Genomic DNA, 22,176 nt, shown 5'->3' with positions numbered 1-22,176 from the left:
TTAATCTTTATCGTAAGTGCGATAGAGGAACTGACTCCAGACTGTGGAGCCCGCAGCTGTTTCAGTATTTCGGTGAAGTCACCCGGCTGCTGCTTCGGCTAAGGCATTATCGGCTGCAGCATCCGGATGTCGCTCCCGAATGTCTGCATATCCATTGGCATGCAGGTCATGAGCAAGTTGCGCATCGCCGATTTCGACAATCCGGCCACCGAGCATGACATGTGTGTATTGAGGTGGATTAAACTCCAGTAACCGTTCGTGATGCGTGATGATCAGAACCCCCATGTCAGGACCGGACAGTTTTGCCAGCCCTTCACTGACAACGCGTACCGCATCGCTGTCCAGTCCACTGTCGGTTTCGTCCAGAACAGCAAACTTTGGGCGGAGCATGGCCATCTGCAGAATTTCCATGCGTTTCTTTTCGCCGCCGGAAAACCCGTCATTGAGATACCGACGCGCGAACTCGGCATCCATATTGAGTTCCTGCATACATGCCCGAATCTCTTTCCGGTATTCCCGCATAGGTACCAGACCTTCGCCTTCCTTGCGGTCCGGATTGCGCACATTGCTGATCGCGTGACGGATGAAATCCGCTACCTTGACACCTGGAATCACGACCGGGTACTGAAATGCCAGGAACAATCCCATTCGGGCGCGCTCGTCCGGAGCTAATTCAGTCACGTTCACGCCGTCTACTTCGATTGAACCATCAGTCACGGCATAGTGAGGATGCCCGGCCAAAGCATAAGCCAAAGTACTTTTTCCAGATCCGTTTGGCCCCATCAGAGCATGAATCTCACCCTGACGGATTTCAATGTTGACACCACGCAAAATCGGAGTATCTGCCACCGACACATGCAAATCACTAACCTTGAGCAGACTGCCCATGATTTATTCTGTTCCTTGACCTGAACCTGAGAACACTCGAAGTCAAACAGCCGGTTCTGTGCAATGATCATCCCGCTGACAGGGTTCCGTGCGCAAAATAGCTTCACCAGACTCCTGCAAGACTTCCGTGTCTGAGTAAAGGATTCAAATTCACACGTTGAGTGCCGAGCAACCACTGTGGTGAGGCACCGGGAGCTGAGTTTCGCCCCGTGTGATTTTGCGAGCCTTAATCTTGTCCTGAATCCGCATCAAACCTTCAAGCAGTGCTTCGGGTCGCGGAGGACACCCTGGAACATACACATCCACCGGCACCACCAGATCGACGCCCTTGACTACATGATAACCATGCTTGAAATACGGACCTCCACCTACCGTGCAGGCTCCCATCGCAATGACATACTTCGGATCCGGCATCTGTTCGTAAAGTCGACGAACCCGACTTGCCATCTTGAAGGTAACTGTTCCGGCAACGATCATCAGGTCCGCCTGTCGCGGCGTGGCACGAAACGCACCTGCCCCAAAACGATCGATGTCGTATTTGCTCGCCCCTGCCGCCATCATCTCGATAGCGCAACACGCCAGTCCGAATGTCATTGGCCAGATACTGGACTGTTGACCCCAGTTCATCGCCTGCTCGACACTCGTTGTGATGACGTTTTCTTCGAATCGCCCTTCGATCCATGTCATCGACTTCAGATCCTTAATCACAGTACATTGGGGAGTTATTTTTCACCGTCGATCGAAGACGCAAATGTCCACAAACTTTATCAATGGCGAATGTTGAATCAATCGCGACCAAGACCTTCCAGGAATTGAGGAATACCCAACCCATCCAAACCTGTTCGTTCCTGACTGCTCAGGATTTCACCTGAAACTCACAACAATGATAACCATCACGACACCGATTCACGAACTCAACGTCTACGCCCAGTACCTGCTCCATTACTTCCTTCTCGACCTGACAAATTGAATCATCCACGTCGGCCAACATGGGAAAAGGACAGTTGGTTTCCCGCAGAATCGGCAGCCCTGCGGAGTGGTCTGATTCGATATTGAAACCACTGGATTTCATTTGATCAGCTAATTCGTCCAGCCGCTCCCGAACTGTCCCACCAACCGGCAGCGGACGCAGAAAACGCTCTGCCAAACGGTCACGAACCCGTGCCAGCAACCGGTTTCGAAGCGGTTCATCGTCGATTTCTGAAATCACCTGCCAAAACACTACCGCCAACTGGCGGTAGTCTTCACCCAATGCGTGCATTCCCTCAGCATTAATCCGGTAAATCTGACGAGGTCGACCACGTCCGGCTGACTGAGCCTCCACTGCCAGCATCCCGCCTGAACGCAAACGCTGGATCCTTGCTCGTACTGCCGTACGCGTAATCTGCAGAACATCACACAAGGACTGAATATCCGCTCCGCCGACACGGTGCAGATGTTCCAGCAATTCACGATCTCGTCCGTCAATGCCAGCCATGATTCCTGTCGAAAGATTTACCCCGGAGCGTTCCCAAAGAACTCACATCAATATCGGGGCACATGTATCAGTCTAACCGCCGCACTTTCCGCCTTCGATCCGTATTCTTAACAATGAGCAACAATTATGACAATATTTGGTGTCAATATCATCAAAAATGAGTGTTCGTCTCACAGAAACACTCAACCAAGTTCTGCAGACCTTTCTGCAGACGCACGCACGGCATTCATTAAAGCCGCGCGAAGTCCACCGGATTCCAATGCATGCACCCCGGCAATCGTCGTCCCGGCCGGGCTGGTGACCGCGTCTTTGAGCTGTCCTGGATGTTCTCCGGTCTCCAGAACCATTTTTGCTGCTCCTAGTAACGTTTGAGACGCCAGACGGGTCGCTGTCGTGCGAGGCAGCCCCATCCGAACCCCTCCGTCGCTCAGAGCCTCAATGATTTGAAACACGTAAGCAGGACCACTTCCCGATAATCCGGTCACCGCATTCATGAGCTTCTCAGGGATGACTTCGACGATGCCAACCGATTCGAGCAACGCATGAACAATTTCAAGATCTTTGGATGTGGCGCTGTTCCCGGCACTGACTCCGCAGGCGCCCGAACCAACCAGACACGGAGTGTTGGGCATCACCCGAATCACTCGGGATCCCGCCGGAAGTGAATCCTCTATCGTGGAAACATTAATTCCGGCTGCAATGGAGATAATCAGCTGTGATTTCGAAATCTGATTTTCCAGTCCGGTCAGGACCTGAGTCATGATTTGCGGTTTCACTGCCAGAATGAGTACATCTGCCTGCAGCAGTTCAGAACACAGTTTGTCGTGCACTCTGACACCCTGCCCAACCGAGTCCACAAATATATTTCGGGCCTGAGAATCCGGATCAACTGCACTGATTCGATCCCTTGCCAGACCATTCCGGCAGAATCCCTGTGCCAGCGCCGTTGCCATCCGTCCGCCCCCGATGAAGCCGACTGATAGGGTTGTAATATCCATTTTTACTCCGGATTTCGTGTCCATTGTTTGCCAGTGACCAGGAATGACTGCTGTACAAAATTCTTCTTTCATCATCACTGATGAAAATACCAAATCAACGTCCTCTTGTATCCGGATTGCTGATCCGAGCTGATTTCGTAGTCATACTTAGCATAAACCGGCCAGAACAGGTGTTTATCAAGGAGATTTCCCGGGGCCCGGTCGCCTCAGGAAACAGAGATTAAAGACGCGGCAAAATCAAATTTGTCAGGACCGGCAGGTGCCACCTGGACAGGCACTCGTCGTCGCGGAATAATGGGCCAGGGTGAAGCTGCAGCCTGGTGGCAACGGCATTCGTACTCCGCACACTGGCCGGATCGTCAGCAGGCGTCGCTGAATCCGGCACGACAAAACCAGACTCCCTGTTGAACACCAGTATCATGCCGATGAATCGACGAAACATTTTGGCGTCCGCAGGTCACGGTTTCGCCGGACTTGCTGCCTCGATCATGCTTTCTGAAGAATCAAATGCCACCAGGAGCGGCGGTGTCGTTGAGACTCTGCATCATCCGGCTCGCGCGAAGCGAGTGATCCAGCTGTTCATGAGCGGGGCGGCCAGTCATCTGGATCTGTGGGACTATAAACCATACTTGGAGAAGCATCACGGCGAACCGTCCGATTTTGGCGAACATATCGAAGCCTTCCAGAATGGACTTGGTCCGTGGATGAAGTCACCGTTTCGGTTCGCACCATACGGTGAATGTGGAAAACCGCTCAGCGATGTGGTGGCACCGCTCGGTGAGTGCGTGGACGATATCGCGTTCGTCCATAATGTTGCAGGAAAAACAGGAGTCCACAGTCAGGCAACTTATCTGCAGGCTACCGGATTTCAGCGACCCGGATTTCCGGGCGTGGGGTCCTGGGTAAGTTATGCCCTCGGAACGCTGAACGAAAACCTGCCATCCTTCGTTGTACTGCCGGACCATCGCGGTTACGCCAGCAATGGTCCGAAAAACTGGGGATCTGCATTTTTGCCGGCAAGCTGTCAGGGAACCGTCATTTTCCCTCAACGAGCAAATCCAATCGCAGATCTGAATGCAAAGTCTTCGTTTCTAACTTCTGCCGGCGAAGCAGATGGTCGACAACTGCTCCAGTCTCTGAATCAACAATACAACGATGAACGCCCCGGTGATTCGCGACTGCAGGCACGTCTGCATTCCTACGAACTGGCAGCGGCAATGCAGTTAACAGCACCGGAAGTGTTTGACCTCTCCACCGAAACCGAACGCACGCTGCAGATGTACGGACTGGATCGCGTTGGCAGGAGCCGGCCGTCCACAATCAACACTCCGGAAGAAACGGAGTATTTCGGTCGCAAGTGTCTGATCGCTCGTCGTCTGCTGGAACGGGGAGTTCGCTTTATTCAGATCTGGTCGGGTAACGACAATCGTTTTCCCAGACGAAACTGGGACAGTCATGAAAACATCGAACAGGATCATGGTCCTCTGGCTGCGGGAATGGCTGTTGGCACTGCTGCACTGCTGAAGGACCTTAAACAGCGAGGATTGCTGGAAGACACTATTGTTCTGTGGACAACGGAGTTTGGACGACTGCCATCCAGTCAGGGAGGCATTGGTCGAGACCACAACCCCTTCGTGTTCACCAACTGGTTATGTGGGGGAGGCATTCGAACCGGAATTTCGTACGGTCCGTCAGACGAGTGGGGCTACAAACCACTGGACCGTGAAAATCCGACACAGGTATATGACATACATGCAACAATTCTGCATTTACTGGGGATCGACCATAAGCGACTGACGGTTCGCCACGACGGAATTGATCGACGGTTGACGGACGTTCACGGACACGTAATCGACGAACTCCTTGCCTGACCCGATGCGTACATCGCAGTTTGTTCGTCCGTTGAACATTTCTGCTGTCACAAATACATCGATAAAATATTTTCTGGCAGTGGTTTGACGACAAAACAGGATTCCCGATCCTCACAGGGAAGCTGGCCGGATGAGTGACACAGTCGATGATCATATTGACGGGCCTTCACGGGCCTGCCTCACAGAGCACCCGGCGGTGGAAAATGATGTTTCTGATTCCGGTCAACACCGTTTTCTGACCGGCTGTGTGTTTGCGGCACTGTTGTATTTGACCGGTCAATGGTTCTGGCTCAGCATGCAGCGTCCGGATCCGCTTCCGTGGCACCAAGGGACCTCATTCCAGAAATTCTTTCGAGTCGACATCAACAGTGCAACATGGGTAGAGTGGATCCAGCTCAGAGGAATCGGTGAGACGATGGCTCACAGAATCGTCGCAGACCGCGAATTCAACGGACCGTTTACTTCAATTGAAGATCTGCGGCGCGTCGATGGAATCGGCCCCTCGACGCTCGACCGGATCCGCCCCTGGCTTACAATCGGTCATGCCAAGCATACAGAACAGCAATCAGAAACCGTCAGGTCACCGAAACAGCAGTCGGGTTCGCTTTAACGAATACCGCGATCGTGTCAGATCCAAAGAACAGACGGGAGGCAAACTGCACTCGTCCGGTTCGGGGCGCAGTCGTCGGGAAAGAATTCGCACAGCCAGGGAACTGGTCCGAAGGTTCTTTGGACTACTGATTCCATTTCGCTGGCAGGTTGTCGGGATCCTTGTTTCATTAACCGTTGCCACCGCGCTGGCGCTGATTCCACCAGCCGGGACCAAGTTCGTTGTCGACTACGTGTTGACAGATCACGCATTACCATCACTGATTGCATCCGAATTTCCAGGTTTCACGGACCGCAGAACGTTGCTGACGATCACTGTGATCACCGTGATTGTCGTGTCACTGTGCAGGATTGCCATTCACATTTGGGGCCGATGGTATGCTACACGCATTACCAAACGGATTCAGCTGGATGTCAGACGGCGTGTGTTTGAACATGCGATACGCTTGCCCCTTCACCGAGTACAGGAAATTCGATCCGGAGGGGTAGCGTCCATCCTGCGGGAAGACGGAGGAAGTGTCGGCGAATTAGTCTTCGGACTGCTGTACAATCCGTGGCGAGCCATCATTCAGCTTGCCGGCAGCCTGCTGATTTTGGCGTGGGTGGACTGGACACTGTTGCTGGGGGCACTTGTCCTGCTGCCGCTGGTCTATTTTACTCATCATACCTGGATTTCCCGCATCCGTCCTCAGTTTCGGGCGATCCGCAAACAACGTGAATTTATTGACGCCGGTGCCGCCGAGGCATTTGCCGGAATGCGAATCGTACGCGCTTTCAGTCGACAACACCGTGAAGCCGGACGATTCATTCTCGAAAACAACCTCATGGCGCGCAAGGAACTGTTCGCCTGGTGGTGGATGAGAAGCGTTGAAATGGTCTGGGAGTCTATGATTCCGCTCACAAGCGCCGCGCTGATTTTTTACGGTGGCTGGCGGGTCATTGACGGTGCTCTGACCGTGGGCGACCTCATGATGTTCCTCGTCTACCTGCTGATGCTTCTGCAGCCACTGGCGATTCTGGCTCAAAGTGCAACTCAGTTTCAAAACAGTCTCAGCGGCCTGGATCGCATCCTCGATCTGCTGGATGAACCGCAGGAAATGCTGCCAGTGTCCAACTCCGTTCGGGTCCGTCCCCACGATGTGGTTGGAAGAATTGTGTTTGAAAACGTGACGTTTCAGTATCCGGGCGCTGACGAACCGGCCCTGAAGAACATTAATCTGGACGCTGCTCCCGGACAGGTGGTCGCGTTGGTTGGTCCCAGCGGATCGGGAAAAACCACACTGTGTAATCTGATCGCCCGATTCTACGACCCGCAGTCGGGAACAGTAAAACTGGATGGACGGGATCTGCGTGACTACGATGTGGAATCATTCCGCAGTCTGCTGGGCGTGGTCGAGCAGGATGTATTTCTCTTCGACGGGACAATCGCCGAAAACATTAACTATGCCAACCGGAACGCATCTGTGGAACAGGTGCTGGCGGCCGCCCAAGCAGCCCACGCCAACGAATTCATCGACCGTCTCAAAGACGGGTTGAACACGCTGATCGGCGAACGTGGCGTTCGACTAAGCGGCGGCCAGCGTCAGCGACTGGCCATAGCGCGTGCCATTCTTGCGAATCCACGCCTGCTGATCCTTGATGAAGCCACAAGCAATCTTGACACCGAAAGTGAGCGTCTGATCCAGGCCAGCCTGACCGGGCTAATGCGCAATCGCACAAGTTTTGTAATCGCACACCGACTCAGCACTATTGCCGGTGCCGACGTCATCTGTGTTGTGGAACACGGACGTATTGTTCAGACCGGAACACACGAGGAACTGATGGCAGGGGGTGGTCGGTACCGTTTGATGATGGAAGAACAGGTTCGAATGGCAACACCAACGGGGTCCCGGTCCGTGATTGTCCCGAAAGCCTGATTAATCCATCACGGAACGACAAAAAAGGACTCTCTGCATACCGTCTGAGTCACTGGCTTGATCCGGCCACACTCCGTGACCCGCGAAGAAGCAGACAGGCGAAAATTCTGTTCCCACGGACTGACAACCAAGTCTAATTGTCGCACTGGACAAATTGCTGAACAGAACCGGACCGGACAGTGTTTGAGCGGGGAAATCGGCAGGCTCGGAAGTTAATGTCAATCGTCAATTTGCAACCGCCACGCGAATTAACTCTGCAGACCTGCCATTTCCAGTGCCAGATGATAAATCTCTTCTGTATCAAACTTTCTGTCGTTCGCCTGGAACAGTTCCCGCACGGCCTGCTTATGGACCTGCATCTTGGCAGCCCCAACGCCTAAGGCACCGTAACACAGAACTCCGTCACGATCGACGGCTTTGTCGGTTATCTTAATTTCTGAAAGACCTGCCGGAGGAACCGCATTCAGATCCACAGCAACTTTGAGACTATCGATCGACGCCAGACAACCGTCCGGAAGGAAACAGACACCCGCAGCGCCCGCAGCAAACAGCAGATCCACACCTTCTGCCGCCGCAAGGGATTCTTTTGTCGTGGATGCTGCGACAGGTTCCGGGCGCTCGATTTCACGTCCATCGACAATCCGGTCACAAACAGCGGCAGCACGTTCCCTGGATCGTGATGCGAGCCGCACTTTGCAGAATTCCCCGGCCAGCAGTTGCGCAACTCGCTGGCCCACAGGCCCGGTTCCGCCAAGAACCAGAGCGGATGCACCTCGCAGATCCACATGTTTTCTGGCTGCAACCACCGCAGCAGCAGCCGTTGTATTGCACCCGTTGGAATCCATCATCAGCGAAACCCGCATTGGTCCAAAAAACGTCCGACCAATTTTGTGTGCAAGTCGCTCACCCGCAGCAACATTGCTTCCGCCCACAAAGATAGCCGTGTTATTCAGATCGGCCGGCCCCCTCGTAAAGATCGCACCGTGGACCAGCCCTTCGACATTGTCTTCGCTGATACCTCCGTAACTCAATATTTGTTCTGCACCTGCATCAACGGCCACCACCTGATCAAATGTGGCTGGCTGTTCATCGGTGTCGAATTGGATGAGTATCTTCTGCATGAATTCATCGCCCAACGGTTGCGTGTATAAAAATCGAAGCACATTCTAGTGCAGTGTGCCGGGAAAATAACTAGAGCTCACATTCGAAAACGCTCCCGATGGTCGCTCTGAGCATGCCAACAAAATGGTAAGAATCCCGACCAAAAGACTCCAGTGAGGGCAGTGTCCCTGATCCGTTTCCTGCGACCGCTTCCCTACCCGCCGGAATTCCCGTTGGGCACTCTCCGTGATGCCTACAGCGGGCTGGTGTGTGATGTCATCAGACTTTAACGGGACTTCAATCGAATTCATCTGCCCGGATCCGGAATTCCAGTGCGGAGAAATACAGCGAATACGTCCGTTTTGACGTGGAGTGTCATTGCAGCATCGTCTCAGTATGATTTATTACGGACTTATGAGGGGTCTGATGAAATCGGCAATGCCACAGTACAGGCTTGCGGTTCAGCGACCTGCACACCGAACAGAATAGCCTGTGTTCGACCAGGGCCTCACCTCCCTCAATAATTGATGATGAGCGATGGAGTGCCCTGCCTCGTTAGCAGGCTGGAGATTCAGAATGCAGCGGGTTTTTGTTTCCGGAATCGGAATGACAACGTGTCTTGGCAACGATCGAAGGACGAACTGGAATCATTTAATTAATGGCAGTTGTGGCCTGGATACTCTCCAAGTCCACGACACCACCGACCTGGACGTCACTATCGGTGGTGAAGTCCGTGACATTGACCTGACACGCGTGAACGTGAATGACCTGGTCAACAGTAAACGTATGGATCGGGCAACGCAGTTTTCTGTCTTCGCTGCACACGAAGCACTGGAAGACGCCGGTCTGCCAACGTCAGACATCGGTGAGAACGCATCAGTGATCCTGGGTGCCGGACTGGCAGGTCTTGAGACTTATGAATTTCAACATGAGCGGATGCTGTCACGCGGCCCTTCGCGCGTCAGCCCCTTTACAATTCCGATGCTGATGCCCAATGCACCACCGGCATGTGTGAGTCTGGCATTCGGTATTCACGGGTCCTGCCATACGTGCAGCAGTGCATGTTCATCCTCCGGACACGCGATGATCGACGCCCTCGAAGTGCTCAGACAGGGCAATGCCGACTTCGTCATTACCGGAGGAACAGAAGCCTCTCTCACACGGCTCGGAATAGCCTCGTTTGTACGCATGAAAGCAATGTGCCGCGACAGCAACGACAGCCCAAAAACTTCAATGAGGCCATTTGATATCAGTCGTGCAGGATTTGTAATGGCCGAAGGGGCATCCATCCTCATATTCGAAAATGAGGACCACCTCAGAAAACGTGGTGGCCGGGCGTGGGCAGAAGTCCTCAGCGGAAAAGCGACCAGTGATGCATTTCATCTGGTGCAGCCCGATCCGGCAGGGAGAAAGGCCATAATCGCCATCGATTCCGCACTCGAAGCAGCAGCGCTGAATGCGGCCGATATAGCAGACTGCACATACGTTAATGCCCACGGCACCAGTACGAAGTACAATGACGCAATGGAAACCGCAGCACTGAACCGTGTCTTCGGAGACGACGCCGGCAAGCTGCGGATCAGTTCAACGAAAAGCATGACGGGACACATGATCGGGGCGGCCTGCGCTGTAGAAATGTCTGTGTCTGCTCTGGCACTGACAACCGGAATTCTACCCCCCACAATTAACTACTGCACACCCGATCCGGACTGCAATCTGAACTACATTGCCAATGAATCCGTCGAAGCCGACGTCCGCTATGCAGTTAACAACAGTTTCGGATTTGGGGGGCATAACGTCTCGCTGGTGATTGGCCGGGTGGACGACCCGGAGTTGCAGCGTACCGACGACGTTTAATGCCGTTTGACAGAATCGAAAATTGATTGATCGACAAAATCCATGTTTGTTTTGTATCGGGAATCCCGTCAGAATAATCAGTGAGGTCGACGCGGCTGTTTCGGTTCAACACTTCGGACAGCGATGATCAGCCGGTTGCTTCCAGTGTGTGCCATAAAATCGGGAGAATTACGTGATCAAACAGTTCACCGTCATACTGGGTCTGAATCTGCTTTTTATGTTTGAATCTTCAGCTGTCGATGAATCTGTACCGTCCAGACTGATTCCGGACGATGCTCGTCTTGAGACGCTGTGGGAAGAAGGAGGATTCACAGAAGGTGTGGCTGCAGGTCCCGACGGCCTGATGTACTTCAGTGATTTTGCTCAGCCCTTTGACGCTCGACCTGCAAGAATCATGAAGTTTGACCCAAAGACGGGCGACATCGCCATCCACTCAAACGACAGTAAAATGGCCAACGGCCTGATGTTTGACCGCCACGGGCGACTGCTTGCCTGTTGCGCCTCACCGCTGGGAGGCAAACGAGCCCTGGTCGAAGTTCTCTCAGACGGATCGCTCAAAACGATTGTCGACCGGTTTAACGGCAGGCGTTTTAATTCACCCAATGACATCGTCATTGATCGCCGCGGTCGAATTTACTTCAGTGACCCAAAATATGTGGGACCGGAGAAGATGGAACTACAGTCGATGGATGTGTATCGACTGGACCCTGACGGCTCACTGAGACGGGCTACGTCAGAGATTACAAAACCAAACGGTGTCATGCTTTCCCCCGATGGAAAAACGCTGTATGTCGCCGAAACCGACAACGGGACCGATCAGGCGGAATCTGTCACCGATGCTCAGATCGGCCGAATGACACTCAATGCCTTTCCTGTCGCCTGTGACGGCACGCTCGGAAACAAACACGTCATCGTGGATTTTGGCAGCGAAACAGGAATCGACGGCATGACAGTGGACACCTCCGGGCGCATCTACGCAGCAGTCCGGTCAGCAGAGAAATTTGCTGTCGTGGTTTTTGATCCTGACGGTAATGAACTGGCAAGGATCAGGACCCCCACACTTCCCACAAATTGTTGTTTCGGCGTTGGGAAAGAACTGCAAACTCTCTACATCACTGCAGGAGGCGGTTTGTACAGGATTCGCATCAACGCAACCGGTCATCATTCTGCAACTGCCCGTTCGTAACCTGACTCAGGTCCCAAACCATCCCCCCGGCAATACTGAACTCTCACCATACGGCTACCAGTGGTTGCGACACGATCAATTCGTCACTATTAACAGATTTTGGGGCTCGGACTCGGTGTAAAATCCGGTCGATCACAGATTCTGCTGCTCGTTATCAGTTCAAAACAGGACTGCAGTTTTGTTGGCAGCCGCAAAGTGTTCCGACAGCATTCAGACAACAACCGCATTCGATTCATGGAGCGGCGGCGGTTGCACCGTGAGACAATATCGCCCCGGCAGTCGCCAAACAAACGTTGCATTGTTTCACAGCCCTGCTCCAACAGGGATACGTCCTGTGGAGAAAACAGGACACAATGGCCGACCAGACGCGAATGAGATCTCTGCTTTTTTTGTCCTACGGAATTTGTTCGTCCCGGCAACACAGCCAGGACTCATACGAATAAGATATATTGATTTCTGTGAGTCCTTCGGATGGAGCGCCACCAGCATCAGAGACGATGCCCTGCACCGGCTGCCGAAAGTGCGGAAAGCAGTCTTCACTGTCACGTGATATCGTCTCAGGTGGACCACACCGACATAGACACACATAACGGCAGAATTTGCCACTGTGAGTGTGGCAGCCGGCCTGCTGATCGTTACAGGGATATTCGGGATCAGACAGGCACAGATCCAACTATCCGTTACGGACCAATTAACCAGAATTGTTGATCCAGACCTCACGATGCGTCCGATGATACCAGCGTATCTTTTTCGTTGCGCTCAGAACGGCTCAAAGCTGTTATGTTGGTAATGTCTGTGAAGACACTTCCGGCAATGAACAAACGGATGGATACAGCGAGTGGGAATTCATCAGGAACGGCAGCTAAAGAAGTTTCCGTTCTCTCAGATCAGATCCGCTCCGCTCCTGGAAAAGTCCAGCAACCACTGGTAATCCGCCCCAAACAGCTGCTCTGCAGTTTCAAGCGGCCTGGAACGGAAGGCATCTCAGGAGGAGAGCTTTCATGCGAAAGTATGGTAAATGGTTATTGGTTCTGGCTGTCCTTACAGCGGTTCCCGCTGTTGCCAGCGCGGACGGATTGACAGACAACCTTCAACAATTGTCTGCGGCGGGTAATCCAGCTCAGAAGAATCTCAATCAACAGCATGCAGAACGCGTCAAAGCAACTCTGCAAAAGGCTCAGATTGATGGCTACGGTATCAGTATCGAAGTCAATGGTGGAGTCGTAAAGCTGAAAGGCAAGGTCCGGGAACCTGGACATGTCGCTCGGGCTGAAAAAGTTTGTCAGCAACTGTCCGGGACTACTCGTGTAGTCAACGAACTGAAATACGTGTCGAAACGCCGCACTCGTTCCGGACTGAATACATTTTTCAGCCGCCTGAAAGGACGGCAAACGCAGCAGAAACAGGCGGCGCAACCCAACAGGCAGGCGGCGCAACCCAACAGGCAGGCGGCGCAGCCGTTCGTGCAGGTCAAATCCGAAGTACCGTCCGGTCCCAGCAATCAGCAAATCGCAGAACAGGTCGGTCAATCACTCAGTCAGGCCGGTCTTGCCGGACAGGATATTGGAATTCGATACCAAAACGGTGTCGTCACACTTAACGGCAACGTGGATTCTGTCACACGTCACAGTGCCGCAGAACAGGCAGCACGCAAAGTGACAGGTGTTGTGGACGTAAAAAACCAATTGAATGTGACTCAACCGGCTCCGCAGTATGCTCAGCAGACACAACCTGTGTCACATGAACAACGATTCACCACTGCAGGGTTCGTCCAGCCAGTTCAAATTCCGGCATCAGCTGAAATGGGTCAGGCGTCACCTCCAATGAGTCAGGTTTCGGCGGGACCAGCCGCAATAGGTGGTGCCGGTGTGTTCTCCCATCCGCAGCTTCCCAACCACGCCTGGCCGGCTTACGCTCAGTATCCGAACTCGGCTGCCGTAACCTATCCGACACAGTACAGTGCCAGTGCGTTCCCGTACATTGGCCCGTTTTACCCTTATCCCCAAGTTCCACTGGGATGGCGTGATGCCAGACTGCAGTGGGACGACGGTTTCTGGAATCTCAATTTTAACAAGCCACAGAGCGTTTGGGACATACTGTACAGTCCCGGCGGAAAATGAGCTTTGCTACCACATGCTGGCTCAGCTGAAGCATCCAAACATTTAAACTGATCCTAAGGTGTTTTCGTCACTGGCGAAAACACCTTTTTTCGTTGGCCATGGTCAATGGCTCCGAACTGCAGCCGGGAACGTGTCTGATCTGAAGTGTGTTGCCCGGTAGCCGACGTGACTTTGCCGCGGCTGGATGTCGGCCCGCTTTTGCCCCGTGACACAATCGTTTCAATCTGAACGGTACACACCGAAGGAACCCCGTCGAACAGACCTGCCTGTCACACCGAAACTGAAACAGCACTGTTGCTAACAGAAACCGTAAGATTAACCTCCAAATTGCCAACATTGTCACAAGTTGAATAACCGGAACGATCGATACAAGGGAAAGACATCCATCGGGATGGGTTGCGGAATAGCCCTGCCGGGTGACGCAACAGGGGCAGATTTCGCTGCCTCCAATGAACCGAATCAGGGCACTTGCCCACAATTCTCGCAGGGAAATGGAACAATGCAGACGTTTGGCAGGCAACTTCGACGTTGGGCCGTGCTGACCGCGATCTGCCTGATGACCTTCGTCAACAGCGGTTGCACGTTGACAGGCGGGGTTGTTTCGGTGCTTTATGAGTACGTGACTTTCTGGGAAGCACCCTTTCCAATCCCGGTCAGTGCCTATCAGTCTCAGCGGGTCGAAGACCAACTGTACGACAATGAGCGGCTCAGGGTGCCTATTCTGGACCCGATCGAAGGTGAAAATGCACCTAATTTCTGCATGGATCCACCGAGTGACGATGAGGTCATGAGGACGCTCCCTGACAGTCCTGCAGGAGGTTTTGCGTTTCTGAACGAAACTCACCGCAACAATGTGCGCATCGTCAAAGAGCTCATCGTGGATCGCATGGATGACTGCAAAGTTTATCCTTTGGTAGGACCGGCACGACTGCATCACTGCCACTACAAGTGCACCGTGTACTATGACAAAGTCCTTCGAAGTTACTGGCCGATACCTTTCACACACAACGATCAGACACAGGAAGTGGTCTACATCGACAAAGATCACCTGATTCGCTGTACGGGGCCGGCAACCTATTAAACCGATATCAATCTGCAGATAAATCAAAAAAAGGGCCGACATGTAAATGTCGGCCCTTTTTCTATATCCAAGTCCCCGCTATCCAGCAGTCAGGGACTGTCATTTCCCGTTGACACAATCTGTCACCTGAAGTGACGCAGGTCAACCGCCTTCGAGCAAAAGGTTCCCGCTGATCGAAGACTGGCTCAGTCAGTTGTCACCGGCCGTGGCCTGCTCAAAGCTGGCACCTGGCAGATTGACAGAATCCAGTGCGGCGATCGCGGCGTGACCATCAACTTTGCCGTCAAACGTGACAATAACCCGGCGATCATTGATCACGCCCTCCTGTTCCTGATCAACCAGTTCCACTCCTGCCACACCGTCGATATCCGCAAGCGCATCCTTGGCTCTGGGGAAACAGCCAAACGGGCATTCCATTTCCGGAATCGCCAGCGTTGCTAAATCTCCGGAATCGAAAGACGTTACTGTCGGAGCAGAATCAACAGACGAAACATCAACCGTCTGTTTCGCTGCCTGTACAGGCTGTTGGTCGACTGCATTGAAATCGTTGTCCGCACAGCCAATCAGAAATGAGGTGGACGCAAGCAGAGCAAGATGTTTCATCGTCTTCATTCGTTCGTGTTGCGGGAAGAACCCAATCGGCCCCGTCAGGTGTGTATCAAGGGCGTCAACAACCGGAGCACCCTCCCGGAATTATATTCCTTAACCGTCCAAAGACAATTCCGTACAGCAAAACAGGCCTGCTCCGCAGCAAATCTCAAAGGTTCACACACAATGCTGTACCACGAGTCACATTTGCTTCCACCAGTCAGGTTGAGCAAACAGTTCAGCAATACTCACTTCAAACCCAGGCAACTGGTCACCGCCTTTGACAATTTTCTGGTCACTCAGCACCAAGGTGTGTTCACCCCGGTTAAGAACCTGAACCTCCCGCTTGAATGGATCTGCGATCCATACACATTCCACACCGTGGTTCAGAAACATCAGTGTCCGTTCTCTCATCAACTGTCGTCGGTCGTTCGATGACGCAATTTCCACCACCAGCCTTGGTACCAGAGTGGCAATCGTCAGATCAGACTGTCCAAACCGTTGACCCTGGTCGAAATAGCTGATTGGCGGCATCAGGACTGTGTCGGGAGCAGTCTCCACAAGCATGCCAACGTCGTGCGCGGCATAACCCGAGAATTCCGAAGTTTGATCGCTCAACCACCGGGCCACAGCCCGGGAAAGGTTCAGAACAATCGTGCCGTGTTCATCATTGGGAGACTCCAGCAACACCGGTCGACCTGAGTGCAGTTCATGCCAGCGACCACCTTCCGGAAAGGTGTGCCTGGTTTCAGTAAACTCTCCGGCTGTCATGAGTCCCGTAATCATTGTTTTTCGTCCGCCAGATTCGAATTAGGACTCCATTGTCTTTTGACAGGCCTGTCTGTCCAGTCAGTCACCGGCCTGTGAATCAGTGTTCAGCAGGCCCAAAATTCCCAGGCCATAAAACGTGTACTCGGCATCGGCCTGTCGGTCCCAGCTGGCCCCCATGAACCCACCTTCTTCCTGTTCCAGTGCGCTTGACACGAATTGATGAATCCGATCCGGAGAGACCATGTCTCCTCGTCCCAGGTCCTGTGCAGTCAACAGACCGGTAAACGTCGACAGACCATCTGCAAAGGGAATACGAGCATTCGCCTGAAAACCACCTTCGCTGCTGACAACGTCTGTCAGGAAGCCCAGCACGTCTGATCTGATATCTTCGTCCAGCCCGTTCAGGTCACGGAGAAGGGCAATCGCGGCAGCTGTCGGGTTGGTGCCACTTCGCCTCATCGGATCGATCTCCACGAACCCGCCATCGTCCCGCTGCCGATCATACAAAAACTGGATCAGGGCATTCGGTCGGGGAACCGTCCTGCCAAGCATCTGCCATGTCAACGTGACCAGAAACGAATGGTAGGTGCTTCCCGCCGTTCCACCGCGGCTTTTTGCATAACCACCATCACGGGTCCGTAACGACTCCAGTCGGGCTGCAACGCGGTCAATGACATCGGAAGGCTGTTTTTCCAGCAGATTGCGTCCGTCGGACAACTGGATGACCAGCACACTGTAGAACCAACTCAGCAGGTCAATCACATTCAGTTTAAGAGGCTCCTGCGCAGACAGAAATTCTGCCGTCGAATCGACGGTTGAAGACTCCAGGCCACCAGTCACTGCCAGGCCACGAACGGCAAACCCAGTGTAATACAGGTCTGAGTCACCTTCACGACCCCGAAATCCTCCGTCGGACAACTGCTGAGTCAGCAGGAACCGTCGATGCCGTTCAATTCGCGCAGGATCGATCCGACGCAGTCCTCCGGCAATCCGATCAGCCAGTGTAAACAGATACATAAAGTTGCCTGAAAGAAGAGAACTCTGACCTGTCGAACTCCCGGCTCAACAGCATCATTCACGTGAGGATCCCGTCAATGCCGCAGAAAACCAGTCCGACAGCGTCGACAACAAGCAGGCACAGGAGCAGCCAGGCATCGGACGTTCTGTCATCGTCATTTTCCGGCTGACTTCAATGGGTCATCAGTGCACGCGCTGCCCCGGCACAGAACCGTCATCGGGCCCCAGCAGAAAGACTTCTTTTCCCCCGGTTCCACTGGCACACACCATGCCCTCACTCAGACCAAACTTCATTTTTCGAGGCTTGAGATTCGCCACACATATCACGAGACGTCCCGTGAGTGAATCCGGGTCATAAGCCGATTTGATTCCGGCAAAAACACTGCGAGTCTCGCCACCGCCCAGCGAAAGTGTCAGATGCAGCAGCTTATCAGCCCCCTCCACATAACCGGCTTCAATGATTCTGGCAACCCGGAGATCCACCTTCACAAAATCATCGATGGTGCATTCGCTGCTCATCGGTTCCTTCACCAGTGCTTCACCGGAATCTTTCCACGTATCAGCCGGATGAAAATCGGGCACAGACGCCGGTGTCGGTTCATCCGCAAATGCTTCTTTACTTTCTTCAATCATTGCAATGACCTGTTTCTCTTCAATTCGTTTCATGAGATGTTTGAATCTGCTGACCGGTGTTCCTGTCAGCGGAACCTGGGAATCATCCCAGTGTTTGATCGGAACATTCAGCAGATCGCTGGTTTGCTGAGCCAGTTCGGGAAGCACGGGTGACAGGTAAACCACCAATTGTCGAAAAAGGTTAAGCGCCACGGTACAGACATCCCGCAGTTCGTCCGCTCGCCCGGGGTCCTTACGCAAAACCCACGGCGCCGAATCTTCGACGTACTTATTGGCGCGATCACCCAACTGCATGATTTCACGCATTGCCTCGCTGTAGTGCCGGGTTTCGAACAGTTCCGCCAGCCGATCGGCTTTTCCGGCAGCGTGAGCAAACAGGCCCCCGTCATCCGGATAGACCTCTGCGAGATTCCCGTCCTGAACAAATTTCGCCGCCCTCGAAGCCAAATTGACGATGTTGCCAACCAAGTCCGAATTCACCCGGGCAACCAGTTCACCAGGATTCAAATCAATGTCGTCCAGACCGCTACTCAACTTAGCAGCGTAGTAGTAACGCAATACCTGTGGCGGCAGATGATTCAGATAAGTGGAGGCCATCACAAATGTGCCCTGAGACTTGGACATTTTCTCACCACCCACCGTCAGGAATCCATGAATATGAATTCTGTGAGGCAGGCTGAATCCGGCCGTCTTCAGCATCCCCGGCCAGAACAGCGTGTGAAAATATGTGATGTCTTTACCAATGAAATGATGAATTTCTGCGCGATCGTTCTTCCACCAGTCATCCAGCTGACCACCATGGATCTTACACCACTGTGCCGTGGACGCCATGTAGCCGATTGGAGCATCAAACCAGACGTACCATGAATTACCGGGACTGTCAGGAATTTCGAATCCGAAATACGGATTGGGACGCGAAATATCCCAGTCTCTCAATTCACTGCCCAGGAAATGCCCTTTAAGGTACCTGGCGACTTCGGGCTGCAGACATCTGCCGGACTGAGTCCACTCGTTAAGAAACTCTCGCAATGGTTCCAGCTGAATAAACAGATGCATTGCTGTACGCATTTCGGGAACAGCATCTGACAGCGTACTCGTCGGATCGATCAGGTCTGCCGGCGAATACGTCGCTCCGCACCTGCTGCAGTTGTCACCGGGCTGATTAGCAGCCTGACACTTTGGACAGGTACCTCGTACAAATCGATCAGCCAGGAATGTTTGAGCTGCCGGATCGAACAGTTGCGAGACCTCTTTCTCACGGACCAGTCCGGCATCAAGCAGCGACTTCCAGATTGTTTCACAAAGTTGACGATTTTCCGGACTGTGAGTACTGCCATAGTTGTCAAATTCGATCTGAAACTGCGTAAAGTCTCGGAGATGATCCTCCCGCATCTCGGCAATGAGGTCTTCTTCGCTGCGATTCTCACTGCGAGCCCGCAACATGATCGCCGTCCCGTGCGTGTCGTCCGCACACACAAACAGAACACGGTGGCCACGCAGTTTCTGAAATCGCACCCAGATATCAGTCTGGATGTATTCCACCAGATGCCCGATATGAATATGTCCGTTGGCATAGGGCAATGCCGCCGTGACCAGTAGCTGTCGCTGAGTCATTACAGGCCTGAAGCAAATTGAAACTAAAAAGGGGAGTCACTGCCCGGGAACGCACAAACTTTTCAACGTCGCCGGCTACTTAGTCAGAGTTCCCTTGGACGAAGGAACACCGGTTTGTCGAGGATCCACGGCAACGGCTTTCCGCAGTGCACGGGCTGTTGCCTTGAAACAGCCTTCAGCAATATGGTGACTGTTCGAACCATGGTGCAAAATAAGGTGCAGATTCATACGAGCATTCGACGCAACAGCATTCCAGAATTCCTGAATCAGTTGAGTATCAAATTCTCCGATTTTCTCAGTGGGAAATTCCACGGCGTATACAAAGGCAAATCGACCACTGAGATCCAGTGCCGAAGTCACCAGCGTTTCTTCCATCGGCAGCGTGACGTCACCATATCGCAGGATTCCCGCTTTGTCGCCAATCGCTTCTGCAATGGCCTGACCAAAACAGATTCCAACATCCTCTACTGTATGATGATGATCAACGTGCAGATCGCCCTCAGCTTTCACGGTCAGGTCCAGCAGTCCGTGCCGCGCCAGTAGTGTAAGCATGTGGTCAAAGAAACCGACATTGGTCTGAATATCGCATTCACCGGAACCGTCAATACGGAGCGACAGACGAATCGATGTTTCGGCTGTCTTGCGTGAAATTTCAGCCATTCGCGTCATTTGGAATACCTCATTGAGATTGAGTCCATCATGTGTCAATCCGGCTCTAGGGTTTTTGCCGCCAGCTCGCCTGATTCGCGATTACGCCTTCTGGCTGCCGGAGTAAACACATACACAAATCGGAAAACGTTTCAGCGGAACATTGAGCGGTAACAGGTTCTACTTCATCTGTTCAGCGATCAGAAACGCTATCTCCATTGCCTGTTCATAATTCAGTCGGGGATCCACCTGGCTGCGATAATCGCGCTGCAGATCCAGTTCAGTAAGATTGGCCGGCCCGCCCAGACACTCCGTGACATCCTCGCCTGTCAGTTCCAGATGGATACCACTCAGACGCGTGCCGACTTCATTGTGGATCCGAAACGCGGAAATGATTTCCAGCGTAATATCGTCAAAAGCTCGTGTCTTGATCCCGTTTCTGGTTGTCTGGATGTTTCCGTGCATTGGATCGCAGCTCCACAACACATTCAGCCGGGCTCGACGGACACTTTCAGCAAGCTGAGGCAGTTGAGACGCGATTCTTTCCGCACCAAATCGATGAATAAGAGTCAGCCGTCCCGGTTGATTATCCGGATTGAGAACGCGGATCAGATCGATCAGTTCATCCGCCGCCATTGAATTCCCTACCTTAACACCAATCGGATTGCGGATTCCTCGAAAGTACTCCACATGGGCCCCGTCAATCGCACGGGTCCGATCACCAATCCAGGGCAGGTGAGTGCTGAGATTATATGACCCGCGATTGCGCTGATCGGTTCGCGTGACTGCCTGTTCGAACAATAAATGCAGTCCCTCATGTGATGTGAAAAAGTCGACCCGGGTCAGTTGTTCCAGTTCCGTTTCGGACACGACTTCCATAAAACGAATCGCATCGCTGAGTGATTCCAGAATTTCCTGGTATCTGCGGGATCCTGGTGTATTCCGAACGAATTCCAGATCCCAGTTCTCCGGATGATGCAGATCAGCAAAGCCACCCTCACTGAGTGCACGTATGTAGTTGATGGTCAAGGCTGATCGTTCGTAGGCCCGCAGTAACAGATCCGGATTGGGTCGGCGATCAGCTTCGGTGAACCCGCTGCGGTTGACAATGTCTCCCCGGTAACTCGGCAATTCAACCCCGTCACGACTTTCCACACTGGCCGAACGAGGTTTGGCGTACTGACCGGCGATACGGCCAATTCGGATGACCTTCTGATGAGACCGACAGATGAGCACCAGGCTCATCTGAATCAGCACCTTCAGTTTCCGTAAAATCGAGACGGCATTGCAGTCATGGAAACTTTCTGAGCAGTCACCACCCTGAAGTACGAACGCGTTTCCGGCTGCAGCGTCGGCCAGTTGCTGCCGCAGTCGATCCACCTCCCACGCCGTGACCAGCGGAGGCAACTGTCCAAGCCTTTGCAGAATTTCGCTGACCTGTTTTTCGTCGTCGTAAACAGGCTGCTGCTGTGCAAGTCGCGACTGCCATGACTCCGGGGTCCATTCAATGCTCATAAGACGAATTGTTTCTGTGTTCAGGCCGTTTTGCACCCGATTTACAGGTAAATTCCCTCAGACTGCGGCGGATTCTCACGCAACCGGTCAGAAGAAAGCCCTCCGTCGGGTTAAAGTCGACCCGGTTCAATCACAGACCACTGACATCGGTGCCCTGGCTTGCTATACCACACTCCTCCGCCGGAACTGACACAGGGGTGACCCACAGCAGCGTAAATGCAGATAGTCACCTGCCTGAAGTATCCGGTTTGGGTTATCAGTTTTTTTCTGCACCTTGAACTGCAGC

The 22,176-nt window shown here is 53.1% G+C and carries 19 protein-coding genes; 7 read left to right on the top strand and 12 right to left on the bottom strand.

The window, feature by feature from the left end; translation table 11 throughout:
• Window positions 1–78 precede the first annotated feature (78 nt).
• From sufC to MK110_12545, 5 genes are all read right to left on the bottom strand, one after another.
• Window positions 79–888 (bottom strand): Fe-S cluster assembly ATPase SufC, encoded by an 810-nt coding sequence (gene sufC / locus MK110_12565; GenBank protein MCH2212129.1) that lies wholly within the window; start codon window positions 886–888, stop codon window positions 79–81.
• A 150-nt stretch (window positions 889–1,038) separates the two neighbouring features.
• Window positions 1,039–1,575: an NADH-quinone oxidoreductase subunit NuoB gene (gene nuoB / locus MK110_12560; protein ID MCH2212128.1), complete on the bottom strand. Its 537-nt coding sequence runs from the start codon at window positions 1,573–1,575 to the stop codon at window positions 1,039–1,041.
• A 169-nt stretch (window positions 1,576–1,744) separates the two neighbouring features.
• Window positions 1,745–2,365 carry a transcriptional regulator gene (locus MK110_12555; protein ID MCH2212127.1) on the bottom strand — a complete coding sequence of 207 codons (621 nt, stop codon included), beginning with the start codon at window positions 2,363–2,365 and terminating at the stop codon, window positions 1,745–1,747.
• A gap of 182 nt (window positions 2,366–2,547) precedes the next feature.
• Window positions 2,548–3,363: a pyrroline-5-carboxylate reductase gene (gene proC / locus MK110_12550; GenBank protein ID MCH2212126.1), complete on the bottom strand. Its 816-nt coding sequence runs from the start codon at window positions 3,361–3,363 to the stop codon at window positions 2,548–2,550.
• 220 nt (window positions 3,364–3,583) lie between these two features.
• Window positions 3,584–3,805, bottom strand: a complete 222-nt coding sequence (locus tag MK110_12545) for a hypothetical protein (protein MCH2212125.1) — start codon at window positions 3,803–3,805, stop codon at window positions 3,584–3,586.
• Here MK110_12545 and MK110_12540 point away from each other — a divergent pair.
• The 3 genes from MK110_12540 (at window position 3,789) to MK110_12530 (ending at window position 7,759) form a co-directional block, all read left to right on the top strand.
• The gene (locus MK110_12540) at window positions 3,789–5,234 is read left to right on the top strand and encodes a DUF1501 domain-containing protein (GenBank protein ID MCH2212124.1); all 1,446 of its coding nucleotides are present in this window, start codon (window positions 3,789–3,791) and stop codon (window positions 5,232–5,234) included. The genes MK110_12545 and MK110_12540 overlap by 17 nt on opposite strands.
• 130 nt (window positions 5,235–5,364) lie before the next feature.
• A complete protein-coding gene (locus tag MK110_12535; protein ID MCH2212123.1) occupies window positions 5,365–5,844 on the top strand; it encodes a helix-hairpin-helix domain-containing protein in 480 nt (159 codons plus the stop codon).
• Entirely contained in the window at window positions 5,777–7,759 is a 1,983-nt protein-coding gene (locus MK110_12530; protein MCH2212122.1) for an ABC transporter ATP-binding protein/permease, read from the top strand. The genes MK110_12535 and MK110_12530 overlap by 68 nt, the downstream gene beginning before the upstream one ends.
• A gap of 248 nt (window positions 7,760–8,007) precedes the next feature.
• On the opposite strand, the gene MK110_12525 is transcribed toward MK110_12530, so the two are convergent.
• Window positions 8,008–8,880 carry an NADP-dependent methylenetetrahydromethanopterin/methylenetetrahydrofolate dehydrogenase gene (locus tag MK110_12525; GenBank protein MCH2212121.1) on the bottom strand — a complete coding sequence of 291 codons (873 nt, stop codon included), beginning with the start codon at window positions 8,878–8,880 and terminating at the stop codon, window positions 8,008–8,010.
• Window positions 8,881–9,436: 556 nt separating this feature from the next.
• Between MK110_12525 and MK110_12520 the strand changes: the two genes are divergently transcribed.
• The 4 genes from MK110_12520 (at window position 9,437) to MK110_12505 (ending at window position 15,104) form a co-directional block, all read left to right on the top strand.
• Complete coding sequence (locus tag MK110_12520) at window positions 9,437–10,717, top strand: beta-ketoacyl-ACP synthase II (GenBank protein ID MCH2212120.1); 1,281 nt, start codon at window positions 9,437–9,439, stop codon at window positions 10,715–10,717.
• Between the two features lie 172 nt (window positions 10,718–10,889).
• Window positions 10,890–11,903, top strand: a complete 1,014-nt coding sequence (locus tag MK110_12515; protein MCH2212119.1) for an SMP-30/gluconolactonase/LRE family protein — start codon at window positions 10,890–10,892, stop codon at window positions 11,901–11,903.
• A gap of 1,001 nt (window positions 11,904–12,904) precedes the next feature.
• A complete protein-coding gene (locus tag MK110_12510) occupies window positions 12,905–14,023 on the top strand; it encodes a BON domain-containing protein (GenBank protein ID MCH2212118.1) in 1,119 nt (372 codons plus the stop codon).
• 499 nt (window positions 14,024–14,522) lie between these two features.
• On the top strand, window positions 14,523–15,104 hold the full coding sequence (locus MK110_12505; protein MCH2212117.1) for a hypothetical protein: 582 nt from the start codon (window positions 14,523–14,525) through the stop codon (window positions 15,102–15,104).
• 189 nt (window positions 15,105–15,293) lie between these two features.
• Here the strand turns inward: MK110_12505 and MK110_12500 are convergent, their stop codons facing one another.
• The 6 genes from MK110_12500 to MK110_12475 all read right to left on the bottom strand — a co-directional run bounded on the left by MK110_12500 (window position 15,294) and on the right by MK110_12475 (window position 21,890).
• The gene (locus MK110_12500; protein MCH2212116.1) at window positions 15,294–15,707 is read right to left on the bottom strand and encodes a hypothetical protein; all 414 of its coding nucleotides are present in this window, start codon (window positions 15,705–15,707) and stop codon (window positions 15,294–15,296) included.
• Between the two features lie 186 nt (window positions 15,708–15,893).
• Window positions 15,894–16,478, bottom strand: coding sequence for a Uma2 family endonuclease (locus MK110_12495; GenBank protein ID MCH2212115.1), 585 nt, complete (start codon window positions 16,476–16,478; stop codon window positions 15,894–15,896).
• A gap of 63 nt (window positions 16,479–16,541) precedes the next feature.
• Window positions 16,542–17,480, bottom strand: coding sequence for a geranyl transferase (locus MK110_12490; GenBank protein ID MCH2212114.1), 939 nt, complete (start codon window positions 17,478–17,480; stop codon window positions 16,542–16,544).
• A 183-nt stretch (window positions 17,481–17,663) separates the two neighbouring features.
• Window positions 17,664–19,727, bottom strand: coding sequence for a methionine--tRNA ligase (metG, locus tag MK110_12485; GenBank protein ID MCH2212113.1), 2,064 nt, complete (start codon window positions 19,725–19,727; stop codon window positions 17,664–17,666).
• A 75-nt stretch (window positions 19,728–19,802) separates the two neighbouring features.
• Window positions 19,803–20,387, bottom strand: a complete 585-nt coding sequence (hisB, locus tag MK110_12480) for an imidazoleglycerol-phosphate dehydratase HisB (GenBank protein MCH2212112.1) — start codon at window positions 20,385–20,387, stop codon at window positions 19,803–19,805.
• 168 nt (window positions 20,388–20,555) lie between these two features.
• Entirely contained in the window at window positions 20,556–21,890 is a 1,335-nt protein-coding gene (locus MK110_12475; protein ID MCH2212111.1) for a 3-deoxy-7-phosphoheptulonate synthase class II, read from the bottom strand.
• Window positions 21,891–22,176 lie beyond the last annotated feature (286 nt).

The sequence above is a fragment of the Fuerstiella sp. genome, from assembly GCA_022447225.1.
Taxonomy (GTDB): Bacteria; Planctomycetota; Planctomycetia; order Planctomycetales; family Planctomycetaceae; genus S139-18.
This window is presented reverse-complemented; position numbering and strand designations above follow the sequence as displayed.